The sequence below is a fragment of the Paenibacillus sp. SORGH_AS_0306 genome, assembly GCF_030819345.1.
GTDB lineage: Bacteria > Bacillota > Bacilli > Paenibacillales > Paenibacillaceae > Saccharibacillus > Saccharibacillus kyungheensis.
Genome location: NZ_JAUTBP010000001.1, coordinates 361,531 through 382,501 on the forward strand (window position 1 = coordinate 361,531; position 20,971 = coordinate 382,501).

General features: G+C 38.0%; 11 protein-coding genes and 1 pseudogene. 5 read left to right on the forward strand and 7 right to left on the reverse strand.

Annotation, left to right across the window (positions count from 1 at the left end; translation table 11 throughout):
- Positions 1 to 32 precede the first annotated feature (32 nt).
- The 6 genes from QE450_RS01515 to QE450_RS01540 form a co-directional block, all read right to left on the reverse strand.
- The gene (locus QE450_RS01515; protein ID WP_273615103.1) at positions 33 to 929 is read right to left on the reverse strand and encodes a carbohydrate ABC transporter permease; all 897 of its coding nucleotides are present in this window, start codon (positions 927 to 929) and stop codon (positions 33 to 35) included.
- Between the two features lie 95 nt (positions 930 to 1,024).
- Positions 1,025 to 2,755, reverse strand: coding sequence for an extracellular solute-binding protein (locus QE450_RS01520; protein ID WP_273615104.1), 1,731 nt, complete (start codon positions 2,753 to 2,755; stop codon positions 1,025 to 1,027).
- A 27-nt stretch (positions 2,756 to 2,782) separates the two neighbouring features.
- Positions 2,783 to 3,754 carry an ABC transporter permease gene (locus QE450_RS01525; RefSeq protein ID WP_274170787.1) on the reverse strand — a complete coding sequence of 324 codons (972 nt, stop codon included), beginning with the start codon at positions 3,752 to 3,754 and terminating at the stop codon, positions 2,783 to 2,785.
- Between the two features lie 57 nt (positions 3,755 to 3,811).
- Entirely contained in the window at positions 3,812 to 4,576 is a 765-nt protein-coding gene (locus tag QE450_RS01530) for a sugar phosphate isomerase/epimerase family protein (RefSeq protein WP_307296248.1), read from the reverse strand.
- Positions 4,573 to 5,496: an aldo/keto reductase gene (locus QE450_RS01535; RefSeq protein WP_274170785.1), complete on the reverse strand. Its 924-nt coding sequence runs from the start codon at positions 5,494 to 5,496 to the stop codon at positions 4,573 to 4,575. The genes QE450_RS01530 and QE450_RS01535 overlap by 4 nt, the downstream gene beginning before the upstream one ends.
- 401 nt (positions 5,497 to 5,897) lie before the next feature.
- Positions 5,898 to 6,908, reverse strand: a complete 1,011-nt coding sequence (locus QE450_RS01540; RefSeq protein ID WP_307296253.1) for a LacI family DNA-binding transcriptional regulator — start codon at positions 6,906 to 6,908, stop codon at positions 5,898 to 5,900.
- A gap of 234 nt (positions 6,909 to 7,142) precedes the next feature.
- Here QE450_RS01540 and QE450_RS01545 point away from each other — a divergent pair.
- From QE450_RS01545 to QE450_RS01565, 5 genes and pseudogenes are all read left to right on the forward strand, one after another.
- Positions 7,143 to 8,211, forward strand: a pseudogene (locus QE450_RS01545) (NAD(P)-dependent alcohol dehydrogenase).
- A gap of 162 nt (positions 8,212 to 8,373) precedes the next feature.
- Positions 8,374 to 10,278: a motility associated factor glycosyltransferase family protein gene (locus QE450_RS01550; protein ID WP_307296255.1), complete on the forward strand. Its 1,905-nt coding sequence runs from the start codon at positions 8,374 to 8,376 to the stop codon at positions 10,276 to 10,278.
- A 39-nt stretch (positions 10,279 to 10,317) separates the two neighbouring features.
- The gene (locus tag QE450_RS01555; protein ID WP_307296258.1) at positions 10,318 to 15,735 is read left to right on the forward strand and encodes an Ig-like domain-containing protein; all 5,418 of its coding nucleotides are present in this window, start codon (positions 10,318 to 10,320) and stop codon (positions 15,733 to 15,735) included.
- Between the two features lie 186 nt (positions 15,736 to 15,921).
- Complete coding sequence (locus QE450_RS01560) at positions 15,922 to 16,839, forward strand: PD-(D/E)XK nuclease family protein (protein ID WP_301261747.1); 918 nt, start codon at positions 15,922 to 15,924, stop codon at positions 16,837 to 16,839.
- Between the two features lie 30 nt (positions 16,840 to 16,869).
- On the forward strand, positions 16,870 to 20,382 hold the full coding sequence (locus QE450_RS01565) for a PAS domain S-box protein (RefSeq protein ID WP_307296262.1): 3,513 nt from the start codon (positions 16,870 to 16,872) through the stop codon (positions 20,380 to 20,382).
- A 71-nt stretch (positions 20,383 to 20,453) separates the two neighbouring features.
- Here the strand turns inward: QE450_RS01565 and infC are convergent, their stop codons facing one another.
- Entirely contained in the window at positions 20,454 to 20,933 is a 480-nt protein-coding gene (gene infC, locus QE450_RS01570) for a translation initiation factor IF-3 (protein WP_301261745.1), read from the reverse strand.
- Positions 20,934 to 20,971: the final 38 nt, after the last annotated feature.

Consider the following 20,971-nt stretch of genomic DNA (forward strand, 5'->3'; position numbering starts at 1 on the left):
AGGGTGATCGTCCAGCAGTAGAGATCGTGGAATTATCCTTTGACCGATCCGACCATAATACCCTGTACAAAATACTTCTGAATAAACGGATAAACTGTAGCAATCGGCACGACTGAAATAATAACCATCGCCATTTTCATCGATTCGGTCGTTACCGAGTTGCCTGCGCTCATCATCGCATTCATCGATAAGTTTTTGCGCATCGCTTCGGCTGCTGTTAACATCTGTTGCAATATAGTCTGTAAAGGTCTTAATTTCTCATCAGTAACATAAAAGGCACCTGAGAACCAGTCATTCCAGTGCATAACGCCATTAAACAAACAGATAACGGATAATACCGGCATACTGAGCGGAATATAAATGCGGAATAACACCTGAAAATCATGAGCACCATCGATCTTAGCCGATTCTTCCATACTTTGATCTATCGATTGGAAAAAAGTACGAACTAGAATCAGATTCCATGCGCTATACAAGGTAGGGATAATGTATACCCAGATCGTATTGTTCAAGTGGAACATTTTCAAAACCATAAAGTAAGGAATAATTCCACCATTGAACAACATCGTGAACACGATAAATATACTGGCAATGCCTACACCGGGTAAATTTTTATTTTTGAGTGCAAAGGCTGCCATAGAAGTAAGCAATACACTTAGAAATGTTCCTAAAATCGTACGAAATAAAGTCACTTCCATACCTTGTAGTACCGCTGGATTTTTGAACACTTCTACATAGTTAGATACCGAGAAAACACGAGGCCAAAAAGCAATCCCACCGAGTGAAGCATCTTTACCATCATTCAAAGAAAGCGCCAGAATATTGACCAGTGGCATAAGAATGACCAGACACAAAACCACCAGTAACATATAGTTGATTGCAATAGCTATGCGCTCATTGAGCGGTGCTTTGCCTACTGCTTTATCCATCTGCATAACCTCCGCAGTTTTAATTTGATAGAGGATGGTTACACATCCCCTAAGCAGTTCAGTGGTAGATCACGATTAGATCACAGCATATATTTTTAGAAAAATGCATCAATATAGAATACAACTGAAGAAGGATCGGCATTGTATTTATCTTGTAAATATTTCTCGTATTGCTCGACACCTGCATCTTTCAACTGTTGACGATAATCGTTTAACATTTGCGTAGCTTCTGTCATATCTTTAGCAAAAAATGCTTGGACTAACACATCTTTATAGGAATCGAGTACAGGTTTGAGCGATGCTTCAATATCAGGAACTTCGGCTAAATAAGAAGCGGCTGTGTAACCATCCCAGTATTTATATTTTGGATTACCATAATTCATCAATTCAAAATACAGTTTGTACCGTTCTGGCTGGGAATTCGCACTACGAATCAATTCACCAAAGTCTTTGTTGTTATTGACATCAGTTTTGCCAAGTAAGCTACCCCAGAAGTAAGGAATGGTATTGCGTTCTTCGCCTGGATTATTTTTCATTACATCGAGTACTTTATCAGTGTAGATATATTGTCCTTTATCATTGATTTTGTAATCTTCGCCTTCGATCCCATAGTTCCAAAGCGCTTTTCCTTCTTTACTTGCAAGGTAATCCATATATTGAATAATTTGCTCTGGATTTTTGGTAGTAGAAGGAATGGCTACCACTTGACTACCGGATTTTTCTTTTTCATAAATGTCTGTTTCGCCTTTGTAATTTTCCATCTGATCCATCGGCAAATATTTGGTTTTCTCAAACATTGTCAATGAATCTGGAGCGATATTCATATAGGAAGAAATAGCATAAGAGCCGTTATTGTATGCTTCTTCAGCACGTACACCATCCATATTAAAAGCTTCTTTATCCAGTAGACCGTCTTTCAACAGTTTTTGTACAAATTCGATACTTTTGAGAGCATAATCAGTTTCAGCTACATGTTTGACTTGTCCATTTTCGACATCAAATTGTGTACCATTACCGAAGTCGAAGTTTTTGAATAATGTACTGGTCACCTGACCGCCCCATTTACGTGGGCCAATAACAGTGATTGGTTTACCATTGTTATCTTTGAAATTTCCAGCTTTGATTTTGAGTGCTAGATTGTATAGATCATCTTGTGTTTTGATTTTGGAAGGATCGACATTTAATGCCTTGGCGATATCTGCACGAATCCATAGTCCTGCACGATAGTGAAGACGATCTTCATCGGTTGTATTTTTGGCAGGAATATTCATATGAATAAAGTACACTTTGCCGCCAAATTCAGGACGGAACATAACATTTTCTTTGGTATCACGAGGTAAGAATTCAGGATCAAGATAGTTTTTGAGTACTTTGGTATTTTTGAGGTAAGGGCTCAAATCAGTGAATAGACCTTCACGAGCACCTTTGAGAAGTACATTCATTTCCGGGCGACCCCCATGATCGAGATACGCTTCGATCACATCGGGCAAATCTCCTGTTGCTAGAGCTACTGTTAACTCTTGTAGTCCATCAGCCGCACCGCTAGATTGCCAGTTGATTGTCATGCCTGTTTTTTCTTTGATTTTGAGTGCAATCGGATTTCCGACTTGATCATCGGGTAACTGTGCACCATCGCCTTCAAGAAAAATACGTCCTGTTAAATCACGATTAGCGATAAATCCATCTTCACCGCTTTTGCGACCGTCAGCGGCAACGTCACTTGTTGCTTCACTACCACTGCTGTCTGAAGAACAAGCAGATAACAATACAACCATAAACAATAAAAGGCAAAGCGTAAGTGAAGTGTGGCGTTTAATAGTTTTCACAAAAATCACTCCAAATGGTTTATTGGACTACCAGAGACTTGCTTCATTTTTGCTAAAGCGTTTGACCAGATAATTGGTTACAATAACGAGAATTAAGCCCACCAGACCTTGTAACAAACCGACAGCTGCACCATATCCATATTGTCCTTGCATCATACCTACTCGCAATACATACGTATCCAGAATATCGGAGTAATCAGAGTTACCTGCAGTACGAAGTAAATAGTTCTGTTCATACCCTGTAGTTAACAGACTACCAATATCCAAAATAAACAAAATCGCGATAGTAGGACGGATCGAAGGCAATGTAATATGCCAGATTTTGCGCCACTTACTTGCGCCATCCATTTCAGCGGCTTCGTATAAAGTAGGATCTATTCCTGCCATCGAAGCCAGATAAATGATCGAACCCCAACCGATATTTTTCCAGAGATAGGTGAGGAACATAATCAGATAGAAGTACTTGCCATCCATCATGTAAAAAATACTACCGTCGCCACCGAGAGCAGCCATAAATTGATTGAAAATACCATCATCAGGAGCAAGGATTTTATTGGTAAAAGCGGCAACAACAACCCATGAGAGGAAGTAAGGGAGATAGGAGATCGTTTGGGTTATCGATTTAAATCGTTTGGATCGAACTTCATTTAACATTAATGCTAGTAAGATAGGGAAAGGGAAGTACACAATAATTTTGAGAAAACCTACAATAAATGTATTCAAAATCAATTGAGTAGCATCAGGATAAGAGAAAAATAATTTGAAGTAGCGAAGTCCCACCCAAGGACCTCCGAACATCCCGGCATTGAATCGGAACTCTTTAAATGCCATGACCAGCCCTGCCATAGGAAGGTAGGAGAAGATGACGAAAAAGATAAGACATGGTAGCAACATCAGGTACAGATAACGGTTCACAACAATCGTTTTCCATAATCCTGATGAAGATGCTTTTTTGCTTTTCGTTGATTTTTTGGGAACAGAATCAAGTTCGGCTTGCATAGCACTACTCCTTTCATACTGGCGAATACATATAAATAGCGAAATGATGCGGGTAGCTTATAGAGTGGTGATTAACTGACGTAAGTAATGTAGACTGGATTCTAGGCTATCCATTGGTGATCCCGGACAATAATCTTGTTCAACAGCGTACCATTCTACACCATGTTGTTCGCCCCAGCGTAAGATAGGGGCAAAGTCGATAACACCACTACCCACTTCTGCAAAATAGTGACGATCATCATCTGTCATATCTTTAAAGTGTAAAATAGGCATTCGGTGAGCATACGATTCAATAATACGTAGCGGATCAAGATTCGCTTTTTTGACCCAATACGTATCGATCTCAGCATATACAGGTGTTGCTTCATCGTATTCAAGCAAATATTGAAGTGCGTATTTGCCTTCCATCATCGTATGAAATTCCCAATCATGATTATGAAATCCAACACGATAACCTTGAGGGGAAACGATAGCAGATACTTTGCGTAGCTCCTGTCGTACATACAGATAACCTTGTTCATTTTTGTGTTCATCCGGTAAAGAGTGACAGATCATATCTGGTGTCTCAAAAAGATCAGCTTCGATAATGACTTGATCGAGATCGTGTTTCATTCGTTCTAAACCTACATGCATTCCAGCAGTACGAAGTCCAATTTCTTTCATCACTGCTGCGATTTCAGCAGGATCATTACCATGCAATCCATCAATCTGTACCGCTGTCCAGCCCATTTTGCGAAGTTCTTTTAGCGTATATATAAAGTCTTGTTTGAGTTCGTTGCGTACCGTAAACAATTGAGCTGCTAATTTATCTTGAATCATCATCGTTCATCCCTTTCCAAATTGAGCCATTGTAGATCAGATTCATGAATATCGAGCGACAATACCGCAAACGATTGAGCCAATTCTTCGGAAGAGCGAGGGCCAATAATAGCTGCTGTAGGGAATGGACGATGAAGTACAAAATAAAGAGCGATCTGTGTAGGGGTTACTTTTTTCTCATCTGCTAGTATGACAGCACGGCGATAACGTTCCCAGTTCGGTTCGCTATAATACACACGCACCATTTCTTCATTCGAACGATCTTCAGGGGCAAAAGCACCGGAGAAAAATCCACCGGCTTGTGCTGACCAAGAAAGTAGCGGAAGCTGGTTGTTATGATGCCATTGAACAGTGTGTTCATCTGCGGATACACAACCAGGCCAGCGCGCTTCCAAAGCGACAGCAAGAGAAAGATTAGGGCTATTAAAAGTAAATCCTTTTAATCCGTGTTGCTCTGCATAATCATTAGCTTGTTGTATCCGTTGATAACTCCAGTTAGAAGCACCAAATGTACGAATAAGACCATTCGAGACATGTTCATTGAGTGTATCGATAATCGGTTCAACAGCAACAGACTCATCATCTCGATGTAGAGCATAAAGGTCGATATAATCTGTTCCTAATCGTTCCAGACTGATAAGTAGATCATGAGTAATCGCTTCGGGATGTACTCGTGGTGCGGTTTCGCCTTTGAGAGGATGAGCACATTTACTAAGTAATACAAGTTGCTCACGATTGTGTTGTTCTTTCATCCATTGCCCAATAATGACCTCACTATTGGTGTATTGATAAGCCATATCGATAGTTGTTCCACCAGCAGCTACAAATTCATCCAATATCCATGTACCATTCATTTTGGATAAATCCCCTGTGCCTATAATGAGCGGTGAGACGGAGATGTTATCAACAATTATCTTTTTCAACTGTATTCCCCCTTTTATGGAATCGATACCATACAGATGTATAAGCTATGTTATAAGATTAAGCAGGTGAAAAAATAAGTAAAGTAACATCAATTTCTATAATATGGTATCGATTCCATAAAGATCAAAAAATGTGATATCTGTTATCTGGAATCGATACCACATTATGAGCTTGTTACTCCATCTGATGTAGATAGAGTGTAAGATACCATGTACAACAAACGATAAGTGAAAGTAATAAGATGACGTTGTGAGTTATAAATAAGATAAGGATAAACGGATGTGTGAGGTAAAGTAACTTATGAAGTATTCTTAGGAGCGTTTTTTTAAAGAAAATGTTTTTATATGAGACATTATATTACGTAACTTTTATAAATAACAAGTATAAATTTGAAATAAGTTTAATTTATTTTTTTACAACTATCTCTGATTACCAGTTGATGTTGCAAAACGATATCTGTTTTTTGTTGTGTTTTGGGACGAGTAATTAACTTGTGTAGACTTTCTAAAGAAATTTGACCCATTTCATAGATCGGTTGCTGCATAGAGGTGATAGCCGGGCGAACAATATTAGTAATTGTACTACCATCAAAGCCGATAATCGAAATATCATCAGGAACTTTAAGACCTTGATCTAGTGCACAATTCAAAGCACCAACTGCCATATCATCACTAGCTGCAAATACAACGGTTGGACGATTAGAAAGCTGAAGCAATTCTTTCATCAACGCTTGTCCACTAGGAAGCTTATAATCACCAAATTTAATATAATCAGGATTAATCGCTATTTTATGCTTAATTAACGCATCACGAAATCCGTTATATCGACTTTGGCCAGAAGTAATATCTTGTAGATCGCCACCCAGATAAGAAATAGCAGTATGACCTGCATCGATCAAATATTCAGTAGCATCAAAAGCCGCCTGATAATCATCTATCAATACTGACATAAACGTAGGGTCAGGCGATTTTACACTGGAAAACAAAATCGGCATCGTTGCATTTTGGATAAACGATACAATATCATCATTTGTTTTTTCATGCATAATAATAATGCCTTCGACTCTCATTTCCTGAAAAATATACAGGTATTTGAGTTCTTTACTCAAGTTCTCAGCAATATTGCAGACGATCAGGTTATAGCCGTATTTACTTGCATTTTCTTCAATACTACTTAGAATCGTAGAGTAGAAGTTAGACGTTAAATCAGGCACAATCACGCCTATCGTATTGGTTTTCTGTTTTTTGAGACTACGAGCAATATGACTAGGAGAGTATTTGAGTTCTTCAATTGCTTCATTCACTCGTGCTAGTATATCTTCGCTAACATATTTCTCACCGTTCAACACTCTGGATACACTGGTGACGGATACGCCGGCTCTTTTTGCAACATCTTTAATTTTGACAGTCATATAGCCAACTCCCTCAACTGGAAAAAAAGTAAGAGTGTTTGTATCAAAAATTACAATCGCTCTTTACCATATATTGACGAATCACTTCATATTCGTCAATCATTCCATGACATTCGTTAGCTAAAGTACGACCGATTATTTCAACTTACAGTCGTTAAATGGTAAACTATATCTGTAAGTAAGCGCTATCATATCATGGAATTTTGCAGATTGCTAGAGGGAGGAAAAAATTTTATGTCGAATCATGTTGAAATCCCAGCAACGATGAAAGCAGCAGTAATGACAGAGCCCGGTCAGATCATTATCGAAGATATTCCTGTTCCTACACCACAGGCTAATGAGGTATTAATTCAAGTGATTGCTGTAGGAGTATGCGGATCAGATGTACATTATTATGAGCATGGACGTATAGGTCCATACGTAGTAGAAAAGCCAATTATTTTGGGACATGAATGTGCTGGAATTGTAGTCAGTGTAGGTGAACAAGTATCACGTTTTAACGTCGGAGATCGGGTAGCAATTGAACCGGGAGTCACTTGTGGACATTGCGAATATTGCAAAGAGGGACGACTATAATTTATGCCCGGACGTGCAATTTCTGGCGACACCTCCTGTAGATGGAGCATTTGTACAATATATCGTTATGCGTCAGGACTTTGTTTTTCCTATTCCAGATCACCTTTCTTTTGAAGAAGCCGCTATGAATGAACCATTTTCGGTAGGGATTCATGCAGCTAGAAGATGTCATCTACAACCTGGTTCAACGATAGCGATTATGGGAATGGGGCCGGTTGGATTGATGGCTGTCGCTGCTGCCAAATGTTTTGGGGCTACACGTATTATCGTCACTGATCTAGAACCTATCCGTTTAGAAGCCGCTCGCAAAATGGGTGCAACTGAAGTCATAAATGTTAAAGAAGAAGATCCTGTAGCGAAAATAAAAGAGTTAACTCATGGTAGAGGTGTAGACGTTGCATGGGAAACAGCTGGCAATCCCAAAGCTTTGCAAAGTGCATTATCTTCTATTAGACGTGGCGGTAAATTAGTAATCGTCGGGTTGCCTCCTCAAGATCAAATTCCTGTTAATGTACCTGCAATTGCAGATAATGAGATCGATATTTATGGCGTATTTCGCTATGCCAATACATACCCGATGGGAATCGAATTTCTCTCGTCTGGTAAAGTAGATGCGAACCTGATTATTACAGATAAATATCCATTATCTCGCACACAAGAAGCGATGGAACGAGCCATTCATCACAAAAATGAAAGTCTTAAAATTATTGTTTATCCAAATGAGTGAATAATATTCAAAAAATGTCGTAAGTTGCCGATATTAGGGGAAGAACTCTAATATTGGCGACTTTTTCTATTTTTCAGAGAAATAAGGATAGCTTTAGCTGATATTTATAGAACAGCGCATACTCTTTGATATATGCACATTATGATTAGAAAAGAGGATACAATGACTTCTTTATCCGGTTTGGCATTTTTGAAAGCTAAGTTCCCTCATACTGAGAAAGTAATCAGTATGGCTCCACAAGAAAATTCTGCGGTAACACTTACTTCAGTTGCTCAAGAACAAGATGATTTATCGAATGTACATATTACTTATGGAGCCAAACAGAGCTATCTACATGAACAACATCCATTTAATGAAATTAAAATCTTATTAGATTCATTAAAAAATGAAAAAATAGATCATATGCTTTTTTATGGTATTGGTTTAGGACATCATATTAATTATTTTCAACAACAGTTTCCTGATGTACCTTATTCAGTCTATGAACCAAAACTTGAAATGGTGCATTACTTTAGTAAACAGGGAAATATTGCAGCATTAGATACACCCAAATGGCGAGACTTGGCGATAGAAACTTCACCGAACAGTTCCATCCAATTTTTGCGTCAATTTATTGATAAAACACCTGGAACTATTTCTTTATGTATATTACCTAGTTATGAATACTTATTTCAGCAAGAGATTTCGCGATTTAAGCAAGAATTCGAACATGTCCTTAAGCACAAAAAAGGTAATCGAATTGTCAGTCATAAATTTAGTCAGTTCTGGATGCAAAATAGTTTGAACAATTTCAAAGAAGTATGTCAGACTCCTAATATTTTTCAAAAGAAAAAAAGTTTTGAGAATAAACCTGTTGTTCTTGTATCTGCTGGTCCTTCATTAGAGGAAGAGATTCCGTATCTCAAACAAATTAAGAAAGATCAATCTGCGTATATCTTTACAGCAGGGTCTGCACTATCGACTCTAATCAGCCACGGTCTATATCCAGATGCGGCTTGTAGTTATGATCCTCATCCTGAGAATGGTAAGGTCTTTTCTAAAGTCATGGAACAACAAATTGCGGATATCCCTATCATTTTTGGATCATGTATTGGTGGAGATATTTTAGCAGATTATCCAGGTGCCAAGTTACACATGATTACGACTCAAGATACTGTAGGCTCTTATCTATTTCCGTTTCAACGAACAGGTTATCCTGTTATTCGAGATGCATCTTCTATAGCAGTCGTTACATTACAATTACTTTGTTTGCTGCAATGTGGACCTATTATTTTGGTTGGACAAAACTTCGCTTATCGTGATGGTTATCAGTATGCAGGAGGAATTGATTATATCAATCCTCGAAAAAAAATAGATCCTAACCAGTCTGAATATATTACAGATGTCTATGGAGGAACAGTAGCCACCAATCCTTCATTTAAGTCGATGAGAGACGAAATGTCTATCTATATTCGTATGTTCAAAAAACAAAATGTAATTAACACTACTAAAGGAGGGGCAGCAATTGCAGGTGCTCCTTTTATAGAATTAAAAGAAGTTATTAAACACCAATTAGTACCTTATACGATTGATGTAAATGCACTTAAAACACCGGAACCTGTATACAATCAAGATCATATTCCAGCAGCTATTCAACAATTGGAAAAAGAACATCAAAATATGAGTCAAGCTTTATTTGATATTCAGCGTATTTTTCTAGCAATGAATCAATATATTCGTTCCAACCAACATCAATTGCTAATAGAAAGTTTCTCCACATTTGATAGTGCTTTTAATCAATGGCATAACAATCAATTTTCCAAAATATTTTTGATTCCAATGTGTCGTGTGTTTTATGAACGCTTGTATCAGCATGTAGAGAATATGCGCAAAGAACAACAACTCATTCTTAAAGCAGAAGCAATTTTGAATCATTATGGAGCATTTTTTGAACAAGTAAAGCAGAAATATACTCAACTAATGCCTCAATATCAAGAATTGTTACAAAAATATCAAACTCAACCAAACAAAAAAATAGAGAATGAAACAATATCCAACATATATCCACATAGATCATTAAATATATAGAAAAGCTTTTTACTTAGCGTACAAAAGGGGAGCAAGAACATGGGAAGATTAAAAAGAAAAGTTCAGAAAACAAAATGGGAGAAATCAACAAAAGCAATAGGTATCAGTCTTACACTTATTCAGATGACAAATATGTATACACCTATGATTTCTCAAGCGAGTGCAGCAATAGAATCAACAACTGAATCTAACGCAGAGTCCGATCAGAATACCTCTGTTAATAATGATGTATATGGAGAATCGGATACTTCGAAACTTGCTATTCAAACGATGCAAGCTAATAGTTATTCTGATATGTATATGGTGAATTATGCTCCTCGCTATTCAGGATTAATGACACTTGAGCCAGTGCTTCAAATGGAATTTTCAAAAAATATCAAATTAGGCCAAGGTTCTATTCAAATTTATCGTACAGATAATGATCAATTAGTTGAAAATATTTCGATTTCCGGAAGTTACATGGAAGGTGCTACATATTCTTTTATAGATGAACACACTATTCGTGTGACAACCAAGCAAGAATTGGCAGATAGCTTAGAATATTATATAAAAGTAGCCCCAGGTACTTTTGAAGATACAGATGGGAATGATTTTTCAGGAATCAGTAGTCCGTACGCCTGGGTTATGCGTACGCCAGACTTTACAGCGCCAACAGCTAAAACGATCACAGATTACGGAAACGATCATACAGATGTATCCAAGTTGCGTCTAGGATTACAATTCAGTGAACGCGTGCGCTTAAACTATGGACAAATTCATATTTATCGATCTTCGGATGATATGGAAGTGGGCAGATTGTCTTCCATTAATGGATCATTATCCGGTTTTAATATTTCAGGATACTCGGTTCATAGCGGAACAGGATTTGAATTTAAGTTGTCAAGTGGATTGAGTAGTGAGGCTTATTATATCAATGTGGATTCGGGTCTATTTTCAGATGGAGTGGGCAATCCTTATGTAGGGATTCATGGTACATCACAATGGAACTTCAGTATTGCAGAACAGGACTGGGAATCGCCTTATCTGGTCAACTATTCCCCACAGAAACAGATTGATACATTAAAGCCATACATGAGTATGCAATTTAATGAAAATGTAAAATTTGGTCACGGCACGATTGGCATTTATCGGAGTATTAATGATTCTCTAGTAGAAGAATTTCAAGTAAATTCAGGTACGACTCATAATGGACAACTCATGATTAGTGGAGCTCTTGTTCAATTGCCTGTACCTTCGAATTTAGAAGAAAATACCCACTATTATGTGAAAGTGGATCCCTATGCTATTTATGATTTGGCGGATAATCGTTCGTCCGGTTATGCTATATTTCATCCCAAAGAAGCATGGACCTTTACAACGCCGGATATCCATCCCTTAGAAGCGAATCATTATGAATATCAAGATGGTCCAACAACACATATCGTGATGCAGTTTAGTGAACCTGTGCAGTTAAAAAAGGGTCATATCACTATTCATAGACAATGGGATGGGATGCAAATCGCTTCTTTATCTCAATCAAGTGGATATATACTGTCTGGGTATGGAGCGACAGCTAGCATGAGTGGTGGTTCTATCAATATTGCATTTGTAGATGGAGAAGAAAGCGAATCGTATTTCGTGCTGATCGACTCTGGCGTTTTTGTCGATATGATTGGTCAACCGTATAGTGGAATTCATAACGATACGGATTGGAATTTCACGATTGCAGGAGAAGATCAAAGAGCTCCTTATTTGACACGAGTAGAACCTAGTACCGGTCAAATGATGGAGACATTAAAGCCTAGATTACATCTTGATTTTAATGAGCGTGTGCAATTTGGGAATGGAAGCCTCTCTATCTACCGTAGTGATGACCATCAACTTGTCGAAAAAATTCAAGTTTTATCTGGATTCACTTCAACCGAGGAACATTTTTGGAGTGGCATAGTAATGAGTTTTGAAATCCCAGAAGCATTGGAAGAAAATACAGAGTACTATGTCAATATTGAAAAAGGAACAGTGGTCGACCGTTCAGGGAATGATTTTTCAGGGTTAACCAGTGACAATTGGTGGACATTCAAAACGCCAGATGTAACAGCACCTACAGCTAAAACAATCACAGATTATCGAGATGATAATACCGTCTTATCCAATTTGCGTTTAAGTTTACAATTTAGTGAACGTGTTCGATTAAAAGATGGATACATTCATGTTTATCGGGCTTCCGATAATCTGGAAGTTTTTAGACTCTCTTCAATTGATGGATTATTGTCCGGTTTCAATATTTCAGGATACTTTATTCATAGCGGAACAGGATTTGAATTTATGATGATGGGTCCATACACTAGCGACTCCTATTATATCAATGTCGATTCAGGTATGTTTGTTGATGAAGTAGGACATCCATATGCAGGGATTCATGGTACATCACAATGGAACTTCAGTATTGCAGAACAGGACTGGGAATCGCCTTATCTGGTCAACTATTCCCCACAGAAACAGATTGATACATTAAAGCCATACATGAGTATGCAATTTAATGAAAATGTAAAATTTGGTCACGGCACGATTGGCATTTATCGGAGTATTAATGATTCTCTAGTAGAAGAATTTCAAGTAAATTCAGGTACGACTCATAATGGACAACTTATGATTAGTGGAGCTCTTGTTCAATTGCCTGTACCTTCGAATTTAGAAGGAAATACCCACTATTATGTGAAAGTGGATCCCTATGCTATTTATGATTTGGCGGATAATCGTTCGTCCGGTTATGCTATATTTCATCCCAAAGAAGCATGGACCTTTACAACGCCGGATATCCATCCCTTAGAAGCAAATCATTATGAATATCAAGATGGTCCAACAACACATATCGTGATGCAGTTTAGTGAACCTGTGCAGTTAAAAAAGGGTCATATCACTATTCATAGACAATGGGATGGGATGCAAATCGCCTCTTTATCTCAATCAAGTGGATATATACTGTCTGGGTATGGAGCGACAGCTAGCATGAGTGGTGGTTCGATCGATATTGCATTTGTAGATGGTGAAGAAAGTGAATCGTATTTCGTGCTGATCGACTCGGGTGTATTTGTCGATATGATTGGTCAACCGTATAGTGGAATTCATAACGATACGGATTGGAATTTCACGATTGCAGGAGAAGATCAAAGAGCTCCTTATTTGACACGAGTAGAACCTCGTACTGGTCAAATGATGGAGACATTAAAGCCTAGATTACATCTTGATTTTAATGAGCGTGTGCAATTTGGGAATGGAAGCCTCTCTATCTACCGTAGTGATGACCATCAACTTGTCGAAAAAATTCAAGTTTTATCTGGATTCACTTCAACCGAGGAACATTTTTGGAGTGGCATAGTAATGAGTTTTGAAATCCCAGAAGCATTAGAAGAAAATACCGAGTACTATGTAAACATTGAAGAGGGAACCGTAGTCGATCGTTCCGGAAATAGATTTTCAGGGTTGGTAAGTGACAATGGGTGGACATTTAAAACACCAGATTTAACAGCACCGACAGCTAAAACGATTACAGATTATCACGATGGAAACAATGAGCTAATTAATCCATCTCTTCGTTTGGAATTTAGCGAGCGTGTACACATGAACTATGGACAAATTCATATTTACAGAGCTTCCGATAATGTGGAAGTCGGTCGACTCTCTTCAGTCGATGGAGTCTTATCTGGCTTTAATATTTCAGGATACTCGATCTATAGTGGCGCAGGTTTTGAATTTAAGTTCCAAGATGCAGAGAGCGGCGAACTTTATTACATTAATATTGATTCGGGTCTATTTGTAGATGAAGTAGGGCATCCATATGCAGGCATTTATGGAGATTCACATTGGAATTTCAGTATTGCAGATTATGAAGCCCCTTATATGATACGAATAGATCCTAGAATTGAAGTTGATCAATTGGATCCTAAATTAAATATAGAATTTAATGAATTTATCAAGTACGGAAATGGAAGTATCTCGATATATCGAAGCAATGACGATCAATTAATCGAAAAGATACCTGTTCTTTCTGGATCAACGTCTAGCGACTCTTTTTTCCACAGTGGTAGTGTAGTTAGCTTTGCATTAGCTAATCCATTGAATGAATATACAAAATATTATGTACAAATCAATAAAGGTACTTTTGTCGATGTAGCTGGTAATCCATTTGAAGGTCTAGATGATAAAAATAGTTGGAACTTTATGGTTCATTCTCCGATATCGCCAGACTTAATTTCTAGTGGATACGGGTCGATCGCAGGATCAACAATTCGTAATTTACCAAATAACCTGACAGTAGGTAAGTTCTTAGCTAATCTGAGGTATACCTTCAATGCAGAGGGTGAGGTACTAACAACTTCAGGAACCTTTTCAAATGAGGAGAGAATCATCACATCGGGGATGAAATTAATTATTTGGTCACATTCTTCTGAAACAAAAAAAATATATTCACTAGAAGTAGGCAAACCAACATCCAGCAAATCCGACTCAGACAAAAAAACAGGGAACAATCAGCCAAGTACACCGATTAGCTTTGCACCTGTGAATCCAGAATCGTCACCTACGTCTGCACCGACAGCTACAGGTGGTAATGGAGGAGCGCAACCGCAAGCTACACCAAATAATTCGTCTACTAACGGTACACCATCTGTGCCAACTAAGACTAATCCGTCGGCTGGAAATACAGTGCCTGTACTGACATCGAGTCCGAATGTACTTGTCATCGTAGCACCTGTTCAAGCAACAGCAGATACCGTGAGCTTACCAGCAAACAATCCATCTACGAATGCGCTTGTCTATTACTACGATAACAACTGGGATAAATGGATTGCAGTACCGACAACACGTGATAATACAGATTTGAAAGCAACTGTACCACAGGGAGCTTGGACTTCAGTCATAGCTAATTCCAATATCGCTCAACCTCAAGATACGATAAATAGCTGGGCGAATAAAGATATCTTGAAGTTAATGAGTCTTGATATTGTACAAGGTGATGCAACAGGTAGCTACAATCCACAACAAGCAGTAAATCGCTATGAAATGGCAGTCATGCTTGCTAAAGTGCTACGTCTGGATATTCCGACAGTGTCTACGGCTTCTGTCACTACGGACAATAATGCAATACCAGCATGGGCAGAGCCATATGTCAAAGCAGTGTCTACACAAGGGATTATGGTAGGGGACAATAATGGATTTAACGGAACACGTTCGATTACCCGTGAACAATTAGCAACAATGATCGGTAGAATGTTACCAGAATCTACAACATCTTCTACAACATCTGTAACATATAAAGATGCTAAAAAAGTATCTTCTTGGGCAACACAAGGTATCGAGAAAGTAAATGAACTGGGATTGATGAGTGGTTATCCAGATCAGACATTCCGTCCTAATCAGGAAGTCACTCGTGAAGAAATGGCTGCTGTATTATCCAAATTGGTCGATATTTTAAAATAGACCGCTCTTTTACACGTAACAAAAATCTGTAGTGCCTATAGGTGCTACAGATTTTTTTATGTACAGAAATACTTTCTTATCGTTATGAATAAAATAGATAGAATTGCATCGTTATGGGCGTATATTTGTTATAATTTAAACTATAATGACAATCTATAGTTTAAAGTCATAGAAAGGCTGTTTAGCATGGCAAAATACCCGCAATGGTCTTATTCTCAATCTAGAGCAAATATGTTCGATGAATGTTTACGCAAATATTATTTTCATTACTATGCTGCACATAATGGGTGGAGTGAAAAGTTAGGCTCAGACGAGCAAATACACGCTTACCGTTTAAAGCAGTTACGTAATTTTTATTTATTGTTTGGTGATCTGGCTCACCGGATGTGTGAATCTGCGCTTCGGCAATGGGAAGAATCTCAAACAGCTCCAAGACAAGCATTTTTGTTAGAACAAATGCGCAAATTACTCAATGAAGCGTATATTCAATCTCAAGATGTAGAAGCCTGGATCAACAGTCCCAAATACCATACGATGCTTTCTGAAATATATTATGGTGACGATACGCTAAACAGCCGAATTGCTACGATTAAGCAACGGCAAGAAGAGTGTATACGGCATTTATATGACACGCTCACATGGAAAGAAGTGACCCGGCGTGATATGAAGATTTTGGAAATCGAAAAATGGGATACGATGATATTGTTTGATACAAAAGTCTATGTAAAAATGGATTTATTGTACCGCAAACCAGATGGTACAGTGGTGATTGTAGATTGGAAAACAGGACGAGAAGATGACTTCTCGGATCAGTTATACTTATATGCCTCCTATGTACAAGAAAAATATAATATGCCGCTTGATAAAATCCAGATTCGTGTTGAATATCTGGTAACAGGCGAACATAAGGAGTACCGCATCACGACAGAAGATATCGGTAAAGTGGAACAAAGTATCGGTCGATATATTGAAGAAATGAAGTCTTGTTTAGATGATGATTACTACAATCGCCCCAAACCGGAATCCTTTTTTACTCCGATGCCTTCACAACGTAAATGCAAAGACTGCAATTTTCGCGAGATTTGCGAATTTAGAGCAGTATGAATTGATAAATGATTAAAGGAGGATGGGTTTGTGGTTAATGCTTCTTTCCCAGAAGAATCTGTACTGGCACATATGTATGCAAATATTCCCGAGGGTATTGCTATATTTTCTGCTCAAGGGATATGCATACAAGCCAATCCTGCGTTGTGCCGAATATTAAAGTATGAAGAATCTGAACTACGAGATGTACTAACTACATGGAAAGTAGCAGAAGAGTGGCTAGACCATACCACAAACAGCACATTAGAAAAAGCAGAAAGACGCTGGATGAATGCAGATCATGTACCTGTTTGGTTGTCGTTACAAGTTTCTTATATTTTTGCTGATAATACATCTACATTGCAATATGTGATGATGTATATCAATGTGGTTAAAGATCGAGAAGTAGAAGATTTGCATTCGATGATTGTACGGAATTCTTCCAATATTATTTCTGTTAGTGAACCTGATGGTAATATCCAATATGTATCTCCATCGGTCAAAAAGATTCTGGGATATGAACCTTCTGAAATGGTATCTAAAATGCGAATGGAATATTACCACGAAGAAGACGCTCAAGAGATGCATCAACCGGGCAGTATGTATGCCGACGATAAAACATTTATTCGACGTGTCAAACATAAAGACGGTCATTATATATGGTTAGAAATTTTCACACAGTTAATGCGAGATGACCTTGGCAATGTTGAAAAAGTATTAGCTATTGCTCAGGATGTAACCAAGCAAAAATCAGAAGAAGATATTATTGCTCATGCTCACCGTATGGCTTTATTAGGCGCATGGAATTGGGATTTGCAAGAAAATATAATTTACTTTTCCAAAGATATTCGGCGTATTTATGAAAAAAATGTACTATTGGTCGAGCAGAATCTAGATTCGTATTTGGCTGTGATTCATCCCGATGATGTAGAGCAGGTTAAACAATGTATCGAAAAAGCGATCCATCAGGAAACGAGTGAAGAAGCAAGGTATCGTATTCTATTACCGGGCAATATACAGAAAGTTATTCATGGATACTGGGAAGCTATTGTCGATAAAGAAACGAAAAAACCTTTGCAATTAATCGGTCTTGCTCAAGATATTACAGAACATTATATGATCAGTGAACAATTACGGGAAAGTGAACAGAAGTATCGCATGATTACCGAACATTCACTAGATATGATCTCCCGTCACGCGGATGATGAGTATTCTACGTTTTTGTATGTATCTCCTGCCTGTCAGCTTATTCTGGGGTATGAAGCAGAACAACTGATAGGAAGCCCGGGATATAGCCATATTCATAAAGAAGATTTACCTTTATTTATTCATTTTCTACAAGGTGTACGTGAACGTAAAAATGAGAAAGAAACTGTTGTATTTCGTTGTCGTCATCAGAAAGGGCATTATGTCTGGTTAGAAACAACAAGTCGGTATATGCATAATCAGGACACCGATTCGTATAGTTATACAGCAGTATCAAGAGATATTACCGAACGTAAGCATTTAGAAATGGTACTGCAAGATAATGAACATCGTTATCGTTCTTTATTTGAAAATAATCCTTCTGGAGTATGTGCTGTCGATTTGAAAGGTTATTTTATTTCTGTGAATAGTAGCCTCGAAGAGATTACAGGATATTCACGTTATGATTTGATCGGTCAATCAATACTGCCTCTATTTGAAGAAAATCAGACGGATCGGATTATTCATCATGCTAGACTAGCCAAAAAAGGAATCCCGCAGACGTATGAGCTAAATGTATATCGTCAAGACGGTTCACTGTTTCCTGCGAATATTACTAATGTACCTATAGTAGCCAATGGTGAAGTGATTGGATTATATGGCATAGTCACAGAAATCACAGAATTAAAACAATACATTCATCAGATTGAGCGCCTTAGCAATGAACATTCATTGATTTTAAATGCGGTTTCTGAAGGCATTTTTAGTATTAATAGTGAAGGCAAAGGGATGTTTATTAACCATGCCGGTGCGATGATGTTAGGTCTGGATATTGAAGAGGAAGATATATTTGAGTCTGTTCGTTCCAATCAAATACGTAATTGGGGCATTCATGATGATGATGTGCTTGGTGAAAATTCTTCGATTATTCAAGCGATTCGTCAAGGTAAGCCCAATCAAGAAGAAGAAACTGTATTTTGGAAAAAAGATGGTTCTAGCTTTATAGCGGCTTATCAGGTAACGCCTGTTATCGATCATGGAGAACAACGTGGTGCAGTGATTGTATTTCGCGATATCACTGGAGAAAAAGAGATTATTCGAGCAAAAGAATCAGCAGAACGTGCAGACCGCGCCAAATCTGAATTTTTGTCTGTCATGAGTCATGAGTTACGTACACCAATGAACGGGATTATTGGGATGAGTGGATTACTGGCTGATACAGAATTGGATGAACAACAGCAAGGGTATCTGGATATCGTATGTAATAGTAGTGAAACGCTACTGCATTTACTAAATGAAATTCTTGATTTTAGTAAAGTCGAAGCAGGCAAAATGACGCTGAATACAGAGCCATTTAACTTACGAGCGATTTTGGATAATGTCAAAGAACTATTTGCTTTTAAAGCCCAAGACAAACAGTTAGACTTCATCTTCAAAATAGATGAATCGATACCGCAGTGGTTTGTAGGAGATGCAGGACGTATTCGTCAAGTGCTTGTCAATCTGGTGGGAAATGCGATTAAATTTACAGATACAGGTTCAATTACAGTACAGGTTCGTCCGTTAGAACGGGAAGAAGGACAATCCGCCACTTGTGAAGATACATGGCTTGAATTTTCAGTCAAAGACACAGGGATTGGTATTCCAGTTCATCAACAATCCCAGTTATTTCAACCTTTTTCCCAATTGCATCCTGTGTTAAACCGTAAATATGGCGGGACAGGACTGGGATTATCTATTTGTAAAAAGCTAGTCGAATTAATGGGTGGAAGTATTGATGTAACCAGCGATGAGAATAGCGGGGCTGAATTTTATTTTGTGTTGAAATTGGAAGTTTCTTCGGAACTGAATGATCTGCCCGGTATGTCTTCGGCAAAAGAAGATATCTCACATCCTATACAGAGAATAGAACCTGTAGTGGTAGTTCAAGATTATTATCCTATGCGTGTTCTGGTAGCAGAAGATTATGTTGCTAATCAAAAAGTACTGCTGGCAATGTTACACAAATACGGCTATGATCCTGATCTGGTTACCGATGGGCAACAGGCAGTCCAACAAGCTATCGAACATCGATACGATCTTATCTTTATGGATGTACAGATGCCGGTGATCAATGGAATCGAAGCTACTCAACAGATTCATCAACATTATGCTCATGAAGAGATGCCAATTATTGTGGGGGTCACTGCTTTTGCTAGAAAAGAAGATCGGGAACGTTGTTTGACAGCAGGTATGCACGATTTTATTAGTAAGCCTGTGATCAATACCGATCTACAACGAGTGCTCGCTTATTGGAGTAATCATATTCATCATCGTTCTCATCATTCTTCGTCGCTGGCTGAATCGAATCATCTGTTAGAGAAAGATCACTACGAGTAAGTAACAGTTAATAAAAAAAGCGTATTTCCTCTGAAGAAGAAGAAATACGCTTTTTTGTAATGCAGTCTATATTAAGATAAAGGATCGACTTGAACCATAGATTGTTTGCCACTCACTTGAATACCTGTTTTGGCTTTTCCAGATGCTTGAAGATCACGCAACAATTCTTCAATAATCGTTTTAGCTTTAGCTGATTCTTTGCTACCTTGTGTTTTGACTACAAGTAATACAGCATTATGCGATTGTAGAATACGTTCAGCCTGATTTTTTTTCGTTTCATAATCATGATCTTCAATATTAGCAGTTAAGCGAATTTCTTTGATTTTGATAGGTTTATCACTTTTTTTAGATTGTTGTTTGTTTTGCTTGGCAGCTCCTGCTGAGATTAGCTGGCAAGGAGGCGGGCTACTATATAAAGAAGTGCATACAAGATCAACTTTTAATTTTTTTGCCATTTGCAAAGCTTCGGCAGTAGGTACAATCCCTAGGTCTTCTCCATCAATTCCAGTTAAATGTACTTCTATCGCTTTGATTTTCTCATTTTTGATCACTGTGTTATCCTCCAGCACCCTATTTATTGTTTATACTT

Coding starts and splice junctions, on each gene's coding strand:
- QE450_RS01555 (WP_307296258.1), top strand. CDS start 10,318: ATGGGAAGATTAAAAAGAAAAGTTCAGAAAACAAAATGGGAGAAATCA.
- QE450_RS01530 (WP_307296248.1), bottom strand. CDS start 4,576: ATGATGATTCAAGATAAATTAGCAGCTCAATTGTTTACGGTACGCAAC.
- QE450_RS01540 (WP_307296253.1), bottom strand. CDS start 6,908: ATGACTGTCAAAATTAAAGATGTTGCAAAAAGAGCCGGCGTATCCGTC.
- QE450_RS01550 (WP_307296255.1), top strand. CDS start 8,374: ATGACTTCTTTATCCGGTTTGGCATTTTTGAAAGCTAAGTTCCCTCAT.
- QE450_RS01515 (WP_273615103.1), bottom strand. CDS start 929: ATGGATAAAGCAGTAGGCAAAGCACCGCTCAATGAGCGCATAGCTATT.
- QE450_RS01560 (WP_301261747.1), top strand. CDS start 15,922: ATGGCAAAATACCCGCAATGGTCTTATTCTCAATCTAGAGCAAATATG.
- QE450_RS01525 (WP_274170787.1), bottom strand. CDS start 3,754: ATGCAAGCCGAACTTGATTCTGTTCCCAAAAAATCAACGAAAAGCAAA.